At 72.0% G+C, this 13263-nt stretch carries 8 protein-coding genes; 3 read left to right on the top strand and 5 right to left on the bottom strand.

Translation table 11 applies throughout. The features are described from left to right. Nucleotides 1–120: 120 nt before the first annotated feature. Together pepN and ACZ4V6_RS17030 are read right to left on the bottom strand one after the other, a co-directional pair. Nucleotides 121–2619, bottom strand: coding sequence for an aminopeptidase N (gene pepN / locus ACZ4V6_RS17035; RefSeq protein WP_467827732.1), 2499 nt, complete (start codon nucleotides 2617–2619; stop codon nucleotides 121–123). Nucleotides 2620–2850: 231 nt separating this feature from the next. Beyond that, the gene (locus tag ACZ4V6_RS17030; RefSeq protein ID WP_467827730.1) at nucleotides 2851–3189 is read right to left on the bottom strand and encodes a chorismate mutase; all 339 of its coding nucleotides are present in this window, start codon (nucleotides 3187–3189) and stop codon (nucleotides 2851–2853) included. A gap of 120 nt (nucleotides 3190–3309) precedes the next feature. Here ACZ4V6_RS17030 and ACZ4V6_RS17025 point away from each other — a divergent pair, with 120 nt between their 5' ends. Next, entirely contained in the window at nucleotides 3310–4203 is an 894-nt protein-coding gene (locus tag ACZ4V6_RS17025) for a hypothetical protein (protein WP_467827728.1), read from the top strand. Nucleotides 4204–4335: 132 nt separating this feature from the next. On the opposite strand, the gene ACZ4V6_RS17020 is transcribed toward ACZ4V6_RS17025, so the two are convergent. After that, nucleotides 4336–5064, bottom strand: coding sequence for a vWA domain-containing protein (locus tag ACZ4V6_RS17020; protein ID WP_467827726.1), 729 nt, complete (start codon nucleotides 5062–5064; stop codon nucleotides 4336–4338). A 143-nt stretch (nucleotides 5065–5207) separates the two neighbouring features. Between ACZ4V6_RS17020 and ACZ4V6_RS17015 the strand changes: the two genes are divergently transcribed. Beyond that, a complete protein-coding gene (locus ACZ4V6_RS17015; RefSeq protein ID WP_467827723.1) occupies nucleotides 5208–6137 on the top strand; it encodes a rhomboid family intramembrane serine protease in 930 nt (309 codons plus the stop codon). Continuing rightward, entirely contained in the window at nucleotides 6134–7036 is a 903-nt protein-coding gene (locus ACZ4V6_RS17010) for a chitosanase (protein ID WP_467827721.1), read from the top strand. The genes ACZ4V6_RS17015 and ACZ4V6_RS17010 overlap by 4 nt, the downstream gene beginning before the upstream one ends. A 102-nt stretch (nucleotides 7037–7138) precedes the next feature. Here the strand turns inward: ACZ4V6_RS17010 and ACZ4V6_RS17005 are convergent, their stop codons facing one another. Then, nucleotides 7139–8602: a glutamate synthase subunit beta gene (locus tag ACZ4V6_RS17005; protein ID WP_467827718.1), complete on the bottom strand. Its 1464-nt coding sequence runs from the start codon at nucleotides 8600–8602 to the stop codon at nucleotides 7139–7141. Further along, nucleotides 8595–13133: a glutamate synthase large subunit gene (gltB, locus tag ACZ4V6_RS17000; RefSeq protein ID WP_467828253.1), complete on the bottom strand. Its 4539-nt coding sequence runs from the start codon at nucleotides 13131–13133 to the stop codon at nucleotides 8595–8597. The genes ACZ4V6_RS17005 and gltB overlap by 8 nt, the downstream gene beginning before the upstream one ends. Nucleotides 13134–13263: the final 130 nt, after the last annotated feature.

The raw sequence follows: 13263 nt of genomic DNA, 5'->3' as shown, positions 1-13263 counted from the left end.
CTGCGCCCGGAAAGCCCGACGATCAGAACCCGAAAGGGGGTACTTTCGTGGGGTATGGCGTGTCGGGGCGGCTGTGCGGCCGGCCTCGGTGGTGTCCGGGGGCCGGCCGCGTGCCGGGGGTCAGCCTGCCTGGGGCCCGCGGACGCGCAGGGCGCGGGCGAGGTCGTCGAGCTGGTCGACGAGCTTGCGGCGCAGGGCGGGGATCGGGTCGGCGGCGGCGAGGCATTCCCGGCCGAGGCGCAGGGTGTCGGCGTCGACGGCGTGGGCGGGGAAGGCCCAGCGGCCGGCGGCTTCGGCGATGGCGGGGCCGCGGCGGGCGGCGACGGCGACGGCCTCGGCGTAGTAGCGGGGGACGTAGTCGGCGACGAGGCCGGCCTGTTCGGGCTGCCAGAAGCCCTGGGCGGTGGCGGTGAAGAGGTAGTTGGACAGGTCGTCGGAGGCGAACATGGCGGCCCAGGCGCGGCTCTTGGCCTCGGGGTCGGGCAGTGCGGCGCGGCAGCGGGCGGCGCCCTCCTGGCCGGTGGCGCTGGGGTCGCGTTCGAGTTCGGCGGCGATGGCGGTCTCGTCGGTGGCGCCGAGGACGGCGAGGCGGGTGAGGATGCGCCAGCGCAGTTCGGGGTCGAGTTCGGGGCCGCCGGGGACGGTGCCGTCGGCGAGCCAGGCGGCGATGGTGTCGGGGTGGGCGGCGGCGTCGATGTAGTGGCGTACGGCGATCAGGCGCAGGCCGGGGTGGTCGCCGTCCTCGGTGCGGCGGATGAGGTCGCGGCACAGGGCGGAGAGGGTGGCCAGGGCGGCGGGCCGCTGTCCGGGGGTGAGGTAGCGGTCGGTGATCTGGGTGGCGGCGAAGGTGAGGACGCCGGAGACGAGGGCGAGGTCGGTCTCGTGCGGGAGGTGGGCGCGGGCGGTGTCGAGGTAGGCGGTGGCGGGGAGTTCGCCGTCGCGGACGGCGTCGCGCAGGGCGTTCCAGACGACGGCGCGGGTGAGGGGGTCGGGGAGGCCGGAGAGGCCTTCGCGCAGGGTCTTGGAGGACTCGGCGTCGAAGCGGATCTTGGCGTAGCTCAGGTCGCCGTCGTTGAGGACGATCAGGGCGGGGAGCTTGCCGATGGGCCGCGGTTCGCTCTGGGGGACGTCGAGGTCGAGGCGTTCGCGCAGGGTGAGCCGGCCCTCGTCGGTGAGGTCCTGGTCGTAGAGGCCGACGGCGACGCGGTGGGGGCGGGTGCCGTCGCGGTCGACGGTGAGCGCGCGGGTGCCGTTGTCGCCGGTGACGTGTGGGGTGAGGGTGTCGACGCCGGTGGTGCGCAGCCAGGCGTCGGCCCAGGCGTGGACGTCGCGTTCGGTGGCGGAGGCGAGGGAGTCGATGAAGTCGGCGAGGGTGGCGTTGGCGAACCTGTGCCGGGCGAAGTGGGTGTTGATGCCGGCGAGGAAGTCCTTCTCGCCGAGCCAGGTGACGAGCTGGCGCAGGGCGGAGGCGCCCTTGGCGTAGGAGATGCCGTCGAAGTTGAGGAGCGCGGAGGCGGTGTCCTCGACGTTCTCGGGGGCGACGGGGTGGGTGGAGGGGCGCTGGTCGGCGTCGTAGCCCCAGGGCTTGCGGGTGACGCCGAAGTCGGTCCAGGTGCCGGTGAAGCGGGTGGCCTCGGCGCAGGTCTGGTAGCCCATGTACTCGGCGAAGGACTCGTTGAGCCAGATGTCGTCCCACCACTTGAGGGTGACGAGGTCGCCGAACCACATGTGGGCCATCTCGTGGGCGATGACCATGGCGCGGGTCTGGCGTTCGGTGTCGGTGACGGCGGAGCGGTAGACGAACTCGTCGCGGAAGGTGACCAGGCCCGGGTTCTCCATGGCGCCGGCGTTGAACTCGGGGACGAACGCCTGGTCGTAGGAGTCGAAGGGGTAGGGCTCGGCGAACTTCTCGTGGTAGCGGTCGAAGCACTGCCGGGTGACCTCGAGGAGTTCGTCGGTGTCGGCGTCGAGGTGGGGGGCGAGGGAGCGGCGGCAGTGCAGGCCGAAGGGCAGGCCGCGGTGTTCGGTGCGCACGGAGTGCCAGGGGCCGGCGGCGACGGCGACGAGGTAGGTGGAGATCAGGGGGGTGGTGGCGGCCTTCCAGCGGCCGTCGCCGGTGTGTTCGGTGATGCCGTTGGCGAGGACGGTCCAGCCTTCGGGCGCGGTGACGGTGAGGTCGAAGACGGCCTTGAGGTCGGGCTGGTCGAAGGCGGCGAAGACGCGCTGCACGTCGTCCATGAACAGCTGGGTGTAGACGTAGGTCTCGCCGTCGGTGGGGTCGGTGAAGCGGTGCATGCCCTCGCCGGTGCGGGAGTAGCGCATGGCCGCGTCGACGCGCAGTTCGTGCTCGCCGGGGGCGAGGCCCTCCAGCGGCAGGCGGTTGCCGTCCAGGGCGTCCGGGTCGAGGGGGTGCCCGTCGAGGGTGACGCCGCGCAGTTCGGCGGGCTTGAGCTCGACGAAGGTGTCCGTGGTGCCCGTCTCGGCGCGGACGGCGAACCGGATGACGGTGCGGGAGTCGAAGGTCTCGTCGCCACGGGTCAGATCGAGGTCGATCGCGTAGTGGTGGACGTCGAGGAGCTGGGCACGGGTCTGCGCTTCGTCGCGCGTCAGTACGGACATGCAGGCCATGCTGCCTGATGCGGTGGGCGGGGCACAGGGGCGGACCGGTACGCGGGGTTTGTCCGGTCCGCGCCGGCGTGCGTGGGGGGCGGGGGCGGATCGTGTGGCCCGGCGCGGCCGGGGCGTCTCCCCCACCGCCCGCCGGCGCCGCCCGTGCCGCCCGTGGGGGTGCCTCCCGGGCCGTTCCGGGCGCCGGGGGAGGCACGACCGCCCGCAGCCGGGTGCGGCGGCTCAGCCGGCCCCGTTGTCCGTGTCCTCCGCGATGCGCTCGTGGTGGTGGATGACCTCGGCGATGATGAAGTTCAGGAACTTCTCGGCGAACGCCGGGTCCAGCTTGGCGCTCTCGGCGAGGGCCCGCAGCCGGGCGATCTGCTGGGCCTCGCGGGCGGGGTCGGCGGGCGGCAGCTGGTGGCGGGCCTTGAGGTGGCCGACCTGCTGGGTGCATTTGAAGCGCTCGGCGAGCATGTGGACGACGGCCGCGTCGATGTTGTCGATGCTGTCCCGCAGCCGGGCCAGCTCCTCGCGGACGGCGTGGTCGGCGGCACCGGTACCGGTGTTGCTGGTGGTCATGGCCGATCACCCTACGGGCGACCGGCCGGCCGCCGCACACCGTCTCAGGCCGTGAGCGGCCCGGCGCCGCGGCGCGGCTCGTACAGTGGAGTCAGGGTCAGGCGTCTTGGGGGTGCGGACGTGGCGAACGGCGGACCGGTCGAGCACGGCTTTCCGCACCTGGAGACGGTACGGGCCGCCATCACGGCGCTGTACAGGCGCCTGTCGTACGGCACCGTCCAGACGTTCTCGGCCAGCGTGGCCCCGGCCGACGTGGCGTTCTGCGACACGGACGACCTGTATCTGGGGGCGCAGCGGGTGGCCCACGAGCTGGTGCGTCACTACCGTCTGCCGGACGCCCGGATGGTCGTCTCCTTCCGGGAGATGACGCATGCGGCCAGTGTCGAGCTGGCGGCGGGCCCGGAGTACTTCGTGGAGCTGAACGACCGCTTCCGTACCCATCGCCGGGACATCGGCGCGGCCCTCGCCCACGAGGTGATGCACGTGTACCTGCACCGTCTGGACCTGTCCTTCCCGGGGACGCGGGACAACGAGATCCTCACGGACACGGCGGCGGCGTATCTGGGCGCGGGGTGGCTGCTGCTGGACGCGTACCGGGAGGACGCGGCGTCGTCGCAGAAGCTGGGGTACCTGACGCCGGAGGAGTTCGGGTACGTGCTCGCGAAGCGGGCGCTGTTGTTCGGGGAGGATCCGGCGGTGTGGTTCACCAGTCCGCAGGCCTGCACGGCGTACGTCAAGGGCATGGCGCGGGCCCGCCGGGACGAGCAGCAGCCGCCGCTGACGGCGGCCGGGTGGGCGGGGCGCCGCCGTTACGCCCGGGACCGGCGGCACGCGCTGGATCCGCACGCCGCTCCCGTGACGGACGCCCCGTACTCCTTCCTGCCGGATGCGCGCGGGCCGCTGCGGGTGTCGTTCCCCTGCCCGACGTGCCACCAGCGGATCGGGGTGCCGGTGCGGGGGCGGGTGCGAGCGCGGTGCGGGTTGTGCCGGACGGTGCTGGAGTGCGACACGTAGGCGGGCGTGGGGGTGTCCGGCGCGGGCGCGCGGGGTCGGCCGGTGGTCCGGCGCCGGGGGGGGAGGCGCCGACGGGTGTGGCGCCGGGGTCCTCGCCGAGGCGCTGGACCGTGTGGTGGCCGGTGCGGCCCGTCAGCGGAGCGGGCGCACGATGCCCTGGGCGCGTGCGGCCGCCAGCCACTTGGGGAACTCCCCCACCAGCCGGTCGTACAGCTCGGCGTCGCTCATCTCCCGCGGGTCGCGGCCCGCGTGGAAGAACCCGGCGTTGTCGACGGCCCGCTTGTCCGGCACGGCCAGCTCGTCGAGCTTGCGCAGGTACTCGAACTGGCGGCTGTCCGGGTCGCCGAAGCCGACGAACTGCCAGAACAGCGGGAGCCGCGCCGCCTTGCAGAGGTGGCGCTCGGCGGCGAGCCGGTCGATCGGGCCGCCGTCGGTCTGGAAGACGACCAGGGCGGGGTGGCGCGCGCCGCTGTCGAGGTAGTGGTCGATCACGGCGTCCATGGCCAGGTGGTAGCTGGTCCTGCCCATGTGCCCGAGGCCAGCCACGATCCGCTCGATGCGGCCCCGGTGGTCGGCGAGGGCGATCTCGGTGACGGCGTCGACGTCGGTGGAGAAGAACACCACCGGCACGGTGCCGTCGTCGTCGAGGTGCGCGGACAGCCCGAGCACCCGGTCGGCGAGCGCCTGCACGGTGCCGTCCCGGTAGTAGGGCTTCATCGAGCCCGAGTGATCGACGACGAGGTACACGGCGGCCCGGGTCCCGTCGAGCCCGTGTTCCGTCAGGGACGCACCGGCGCTCTTGTACAGGCCGACCAGCGCGGGCGCGGTCTCCTGCACCTTGGTGAGACTGATCGCGGCCATGCTGACCCCCCTGGTGCGGCGGCGACTGGCTGCCGAGCGTACGCCAGTGCGGACCCCGCCTCTCAGCCCGCCCACAGCGTTTCGATATTTTGTTCGCCGCCGCCCCCACCGGCTCACCGTCCGCCCGTCCCGAGGAGCCGGCCGTGGATCCCGAATCCACCGTCACCACCTGCTACCGCCATCCCGCGGTGGAGTGTCATGTCCGCTGCACCCGCTGCGACCGTTTCGTCTGCCCCGACTGCATGCGCGAGGCGGCGGTGGGCCACCACTGCCCGGAGTGCGTGAAGGAGGGCGCGCGGTCGGTCCGGCAGGCCCGGACGGTCGTCGGCGGCCGGGTCTCGGCGACGCCCGTCGTGACGTACGTCCTGATCGGGCTGAACGTCCTCGCCTACCTGGGTGAGCTGGTGCGGCCGGGGATCGTGGACCGGTTCTCGATGGTCGGCGCGCGCCTGGCCGGGCCGGACGGGGGCCGTTACGTCTACCAGAGCGTCTTCCCCGGGGACTTCCACGCCGAGGGCGTCGTCGCCGGCGAGTGGGAGCGGATGCTCACCAGCGCCTTCCTGCACCTGGAGCCCACCGAGGGCACGTTCGGCTTTCTGCACATCGTGATGAACATGGCCGCGCTGTGGCAGCTGGGGCGGGTGGTGGAGCCGATGCTCGGCCGGGTCCGGTACGCCGTCCTGTACCTGCTGTCGGCGCTCGGCGGTTCCGTCCTGGTGCTGCTCCTCGCCGACCCCGCCCGGTCCTCGGTCGGCGCGTCGGGCGCGGTCTTCGGCCTGGGGGCCGCGTACTACGTCCTGGCGCGGCGGCTGGGCGCCGACATGGCGCCGGTCAACCGTTTCATGGCGTTCCTGCTGCTGTGGCTGCTGATCTCCGCCGGGCTGACCTCGTGGCAGGGCCATCTGGGCGGTCTGCTGGCGGGCGGGGCGGTGGCCGTGGCGTACGCGTACGCGCCCCGCGACGGACGCCGGGTGCCGGTGCAGGCGGGCGCGTGCGCGGGTGTGGTGGTGCTGCTGGCGGTGTCGGCGGCGCTCAAGGTGTCGGAAATGACAGGTGGAGGTATTCCCCAGTGAAACGTGCCGGTGTGCTGCTTCTCGCGGCCGTCCCCGTGGTCGCCACGGGGGTGTACTTCCTCATGCCGACGGACTCGGCCGACGCCCCGGTCGCTCCGCCGGTGGCCGCCGCCCAGTCGGCCCGCGAGGACGCCAAGAGCCGGGCCGAGCAGGAGCGGGAGGCGGACGACGAGCTGATCGCCGACCTGCCGCCGGGGCTGGCCGCCCCGGCGAAGAAGGAGCTGGCGCAGCAGCTGGTGTCCAGCGCCGAGAACTCGACGACCGACTGGCGCAGCGCCTACGGCACCATCGAGGATCTCGGGCAGGGCGACGGCTACACCGCGGGGATCATCGGTTTCTGCACCGGCACCCACGATCTGCTCACCCTGGTCGAGCACTACACCGAGGACCACCCGGACAACGGTCTGGCGAAGTACCTGCCGGCCCTGCGCGAGGTCGACGGCACCGACTCCCACGAGGGTCTCGACCCCGGTTTCACGGCCGCCTGGGAGGCGGAGGCGAAGCTCCCCGCGTTCCGCAAGGCGCAGGAGGAGGAGCGCGACCGGGTCTACTTCCAGCCGTCGGTGCGCCTGGCCAAGCTGGACGGGCTCGGCACGCTGGGCCAGTTCGTCTACTTCGACGCGATGGTCTTCCACGGCCCCGACAGCGACGCGGACGGCTTCTACAGCCTGCGCGAGCGTGCGATGAAGAAGGCGAAGACGCCGGCCGAGGGCGGGTCCGAGAAGACCTACCTGGACGCGTTCCTCGACGTCCGCCGCGAGGCGATGCTGGCCAAGCGGCCCGGCATCGACACCTCCCGCGTCGACACGGCCCAGCGCCGGTTCCTGGAGGCCGGGAACCTGGACCTGAGGACGCCGCTGGTGTGGGAGATGTACGGGGACACCTACAAGCTGCCCTGAGCATGCGACGGCGCCCGCCCATGTGTCCGGTCGGGGACAGGGCGGGCGCCGTCAGTGTTCCGCACGCCTTTGTGCGGGACGACTGTGAGGCTGTTCCGGCCGTCAGACCGTCAGTGCGCGGTCCGTCGGGCGGATCGGGGCCGGCAGGTCGCTGGCTCCGGTCAGGAAGCGGTCCGCGCCGCGTGCGGCGGAGCGGCCCTCGGCGATCGCCCAGACGATGAGCGACTGGCCGCGGCCGGCGTCACCGGCGACGAACACACCCGGCACGTTGGTCTGGAAGTCGGCGTCCCGGGCGATGTTACCCCGTTCGTCGAGCTCCAGGCCGAACTGGTCGACCAGGCCGTTCTCCCGGTCGGTGCCGGTGAATCCCATGGCGAGGGTGACCAGCTGGGCGGGGATCTTGCGCTCGGTGCCCGGCTTCGGGGTGAGCCTGCCCTCGACGAACTCCACCTCGCTCATGTGGAGCCACTGGACGTTGCCGTCCTCGTCGCCCTCGAAGTGGGTGGTGGAGACGGAGTAGACCCGCTCGCCGCCCTCCTCGTGGGCGCTCGTCACCTTGTAGAGCATCGGGAAGGTCGGCCACGGCTGCGAGACCGGGTTCCGCTCCTCGCCCGGCCGGGGCATGATCTCCAGCTGGGTGACGGAGGCCGCGCCCTGGCGGTGGGCGGTGCCCACGCAGTCGGCGCCGGTGTCGCCGCCGCCGATGACGACGACGTGCTTGCCCTCGGCCGTGATCGGGGGCGTCACGAAGTCGCCCTCCTGGACCTTGTTGGACAGCGGCAGGTACTCCATGGCCTGGTGGATGCCCTTGAGCTCCCGGCCGGGGACCGGCAGGTCGCGGGCGGTGGTGGCACCGGCGGCGATGACGACGGCGTCGTACCGCTTCTTCAGGTCGGTGGCCTTGAGGTCGCGGCCGATCTCGACGCCGGTGCGGAAGCGGGTGCCCTCCGCGCGCATCTGCTCGATGCGGCGGTTGATGTGCCGCTTCTCCATCTTGAACTCGGGGATGCCGTAGCGCAGCAGGCCGCCGATGCGGTCCGCGCGCTCGTAGACGGCGACGGTGTGGCCGGCCCGGGTGAGCTGCTGGGCGGCGGCCAGGCCCGCGGGGCCCGAGCCGATGACGGCGACGGTCTTGCCGGACAGGCGCTCGGGGATCTGCGGGGCGACGTCCCCGGTCTCCCACGCCTTGTCGATGATCGAGACCTCGACGTTCTTGATGGTGACCGGCGGCTGGTTGATGCCGAGCACGCACGCCGACTCGCACGGAGCCGGGCACAGGCGGCCGGTGAACTCCGGGAAGTTGTTGGTGGCGTGCAGGCGCTCCTGCGCGGCCGACCAGTCCTCGCGGTAGGCGTAGTCGTTCCACTCGGGGATCAGGTTCCCGAGCGGACAGCCGTTGTGGCAGAACGGGATGCCGCAGTCCATGCACCGGCTGGCCTGCTTGCTGATGATCGGCAGCAGGGAGCCGGGGACGTAGACCTCGTTCCAGTCCTTGACGCGCTCCTCGACGGGCCGGGTCTTGGCGACCTCGCGGCCGTGGTTCAGGAAGCCCTTGGGATCAGCCATTGGTCGCCGCCTCCATCATCTTCTCGGTGATCTCGGTCTCGGAGAGACCGGCTCGCTCGGCGGCGTCCTTGGCGGCGAGCACTGCCTTGTACGTACGGGGAATGATCTTGCTGAAGCGCTCCGCGGCGGCCGGCCAGTCGGCGAGCAGCTTCTGGGCGACCGTGGACCCGGTCTCCTCGGCGTGACGGCGCACCACGTCGTGCAGCCACTCCTTGTCCGCGTCGTCCGGCGCCTCGACGGCGTCGAGGTTGCCGGCGTTGACGTTGTCCCGGTCGAGGTCGACGACGTAGGCGACGCCGCCGGACATGCCGGCCGCGAAGTTGCGCCCGGTCTCGCCGAGGACGACCGCGTGGCCGCCGGTCATGTACTCGCAGCCGTGGTCGCCGACGCCCTCGGAGACGACGAGCGCGCCGGAGTTGCGGACGCAGAAGCGCTCGCCGACCTTGCCGCGCAGGAACATCTCGCCGCCGGTGGCGCCGTAGCCGATGGTGTTGCCGGCGATGACGCTGTACTCGGCGAGGTGGTCGGCGCCCCGGTCGGGGCGGACGACGATCCGGCCGCCGGACAGGCCCTTGCCGACGTAGTCGTTGGCGTCGCCCTCCAGGCGCAGCGTGACGCCGCGGGGGACGAAGGCGCCGAAGGACTGGCCGGCGGAGCCGGTGAAGGTGATGTCGACGGTGTCGTCGGGCAGGCCCGCGCCGCCGAACTTCTTGGTCACCTCGTGGCCGAGCATGGTGCCGACCGTGCGGTTGATGTTGCGGATGGCGACCTGGGCGCGCACCGGCACGGCGTCGGTGGCGTCCGTGGCGCCCAGCGCGTCCGAGGCGAGCTTGATCAGCTCGTTGTCCAGGGCCTTCTCCAGACCGTGGTCCTGGCCGACGGCCTGGTGGCGCACGGCGCCCTCGGGCAGCTCGGGCACGTGGAAGAGGGGGGCCAGGTCCAGGCCCTGCGCCTTCCAGTGGTCCACGGCGCGGGTGACGTCGAGGGCCTCGGCGTGGCCGACGGCCTCCTCGATGGAGCGGAAGCCCAGCTCGGCGAGGATCTCGCGGACCTCTTCGGCGATGAACCTGAAGAAGTTGACGATGTACTCGGCCTTGCCGGAGAACCGGTCGCGCAGCACCGGGTTCTGGGTGGCGATGCCGACGGGGCAGGTGTCCAGGTGGCAGACGCGCATCATGACGCAGCCGGAGACGACGAGCGGCGCGGTCGCGAAACCGAACTCCTCGGCGCCGAGCAGCGCGGCGATGACGACGTCGCGGCCGGTCTTGAGCTGGCCGTCGGTCTGGACGACGATCCGGTCGCGCAGGCCGTTGAGCAGCAGGGTCTGCTGGGTCTCGGCGAGGCCGAGCTCCCAGGGGCCGCCCGCGTGCTTGAGCGACGTGAGCGGGGAGGCGCCGGTGCCGCCGTCGTGGCCGGAGATGAGCACGACGTCCGCGTGGGCCTTGGACACACCCGCCGCGACCGTGCCGACGCCGACCTCGGAGACCAGCTTGACGTGGATCCGCGCCTGGGGGTTGGCGTTCTTCAGGTCGTGGATGAGCTGGGCGAGGTCCTCGATGGAGTAGATGTCGTGGTGCGGCGGCGGGGAGATCAGGCCGACGCCGGGGGTGCTGTGCCGGGTCCTGGCGACCCAGGGGTACACCTTGTGGCCGGGCAGCTGGCCGCCCTCGCCGGGCTTGGCGCCCTGGGCCATCTTGATCTGGATGTCGTCCGCGTTGACCAGGTACTCGCTGGTGACGCCGAAGCGACCGGAGGCGACCTGCTTGATCGACGAGCGGCGGGCCGGGTCGTACAGGCGCTCCGGGTCCTCGCCGCCCTCACCGGTGTTGGACTTGCCGCCCAGCTGGTTCATGGCGATGGCGAGCGTCTCGTGCGCCTCCTGGGAGATGGAGCCGTACGACATGGCGCCGGTGGAGAACCGCTTGACGATCTCGCTGACCGGCTCGACCTCGTCGAGGGGGACCGGCTGCCGGCCGGACTTGAACCCGAACAGGCCGCGCAGCGTCATCAGGCGCTCGGACTGCTCGTTGACGCGGTCGGTGTACTTCTTGAAGATGTCGTACTTGCCCGAGCGCGTGGAGTGCTGGAGGCGGAAGACCGTCTCCGGGTCGAACAGGTGCGGCTCGCCCTCGCGGCGCCACTGGTACTCGCCGCCGATCTCCAGCGCCCGGTGGGCGGGCGCGATGCCGCTGGCCGGGTAGGCCTTCGCGTGGCGGGCGGCGACCTCCTGGGCGATCACGTCGATGCCGACGCCGCCGATCTTGGTGGCGGTGCCGTTGAAGTACTTCTCCACGAAGCCCTCGTCGAGGCCGACGGCCTCGAAGACCTGGGCGCCGCGGTAGGAGGCGACGGTGGAGATGCCCATCTTGGACATGACCTTCAGCACGCCCTTGCCGAGGGCGTAGATCAGGTTCTTGATGGCCTTCTCGGGCTCGATGCCGGGCAGGAAGGTGCCGGCGCGGACCAGGTCCTCGACGGACTCCATCGCCAGGTACGGGTTGACGGCGGCGGCGCCGTAGCCGATGAGCAGGGCGACGTGGTGGACCTCGCGGACGTCGCCGGCCTCGACCAGCAGGCCCACCTGGGTGCGCTGCTTGGTGCGGATGAGGTGGTGGTGGACGGCCGCGGTGAGCAGCAGCGACGGGATCGGGGCGTGCTCGGCGTCCGAGTGGCGGTCCGACAGGACGATCAGCCGGGCGCCGTTGCCGATGGCGGCGTCGGCCTCGGCGCAGATCTCCTCGATGCGCGCGGCCAGCGCGTCGCCGCCGCCGTGCACCCGGTACAGGCCGGAGAGGGTCGCGGCCTTGAAGCCGGGCATGTCGCCGTCGGCGTTGATGTGGATGAGCTTGGCCAGCTCGTCGTTGTCGATGACCGGGAAGGGCAGGGACACGCTGCGGCAGGAGGCGGCCGTCGGGTCCAGCAGGTTGCCCTGCGGGCCGAGCGAGCTGCGCAGGGAGGTGACCAGTTCCTCGCGGATCGCGTCCAGCGGCGGGTTGGTGACCTGCGCGAACAGCTGGGTGAAGTAGTCGAAGAGCAGCCGGGGGCGCTCGGACAGCGCGGCGATGGGCGAGTCGGTGCCCATGGAGCCGATCGGCTCGGCGCCGGCCTTGGCCATCGGCGCGAGGATGACGCGCAGCTCCTCCTCGGTGTACCCGAAGGTCTGCTGGCGGCGGGTGACCGAGGCGTGGGTGTGCACGATGTGCTCGCGCTCGGGCAGGTCGGACAGCTCGATCTCGCCGGCCTCGAGCCACTCGGCGTACGGCTTCTCCGCGGCGAGCGCGGACTTGATCTCGTCGTCCTCGATGATGCGGTGCTCGGCGGTGTCCACGAGGAACATGCGGCCGGGCTGGAGGCGGCCCTTGCGGACGACCTTCGCCGGGTCGATGTCGAGGACGCCGACCTCGGAGCCGAGGACGACGAGGCCGTCGTCGGTGACCCAGTAGCGGCCGGGGCGCAGACCGTTGCGGTCGAGGACGGCGCCGACCTGGGTGCCGTCGGTGAAGGTGACGCAGGCGGGTCCGTCCCAGGGCTCCATCATCGTGGAGTGGAACTGGTAGAAGGCGCGCCGGGCCGGCTCCATGGAGTCGTGGTTCTCCCACGCCTCCGGGATCATCATCAGCACGGAGTGCGGCAGCGAACGCCCGCCCAGGTGCAGCAGCTCCAGGACCTCGTCGAAGGAGGCGGAGTCCGAGGCGTCCGGCGTACAGATCGGGAAGAGCCGCTCCAGGTCCGAGGACGAGCCGAACACGTCGGAGACGAGCTGGGACTCGCGGGCGACCATCCAGTTGCGGTTGCCCTTGACCGTGTTGATCTCGCCGTTGTGCGCGACGAAGCGGTACGGGTGGGCGAGCGGCCACGACGGGAAGGTGTTCGTGGAGAACCGGGAGTGCACGAGCGCGATCGCGGACGCGAAGCGGCGGTCGGACAGGTCCGGGAAGAAGGGCTCCAGCTGGCCCGTGGTCAGCATGCCCTTGTAGACGATGGTCCGCGCGGACAGCGACGGGAAGTAGACGCCGACCTCGCGCTCGGCGCGCTTGCGCAGCGCGAAGGCGCGGCGGTCCAGGGCGATGTCCCGCGAGGCGCCGTCGGTGACGAAGACCTGGCGGAAGACCGGCATGGTCGAGCGGGCGGTGGCGCCGAGCATCTGCGGGGCGACCGGGACCTCGCGCCAGCCGAGGACGGTGAGGCCCTCCTCGGCCGCGATCGTCTCGATCCGCGTGGCGGCGTCCTCCGTCCCGTCCACCGGCAGGAAGGCGATGCCGACGGCGTACGCGCCGGCCTCGGGCAGGTCGAATCCGGCCACCTCGCGGAAGAAGGCGTCCGGCACCTGCGAGAGGATGCCCGCGCCGTCGCCCGAGTCGGGTTCGGAGCCGGTGGCACCGCGGTGCTCGAGGTTGCGCAGCACGGTGAGGGCCTGGTCGACCAGGGTGTGGGAGGCCTCGCCCGTGAGGGTGGCGACGAAGCCGACGCCGCAGGCGTCGTGCTCGTTGCGGGGGTCGTACATACCCTGCGCAGCAGGGCGAGCATCCATGAAGGACCAGTTCTGGCCATTCGCGGAGTGCTGGGACGGCTGGCGCGGCGTACGCATCGGCTCTCCCGTCGTCGTCAGGTGGCATGTGGCAAGTGCCGAGGGACGACGTTGGCCCTCTGCGTGAGTGCGA

The organism is Streptomyces sp. NPDC029152, assembly GCF_055564355.1.
The sequence above is the reverse complement of the archived record's forward strand: the minus strand, read 5'-3'. Positions and strand labels throughout refer to the sequence as shown.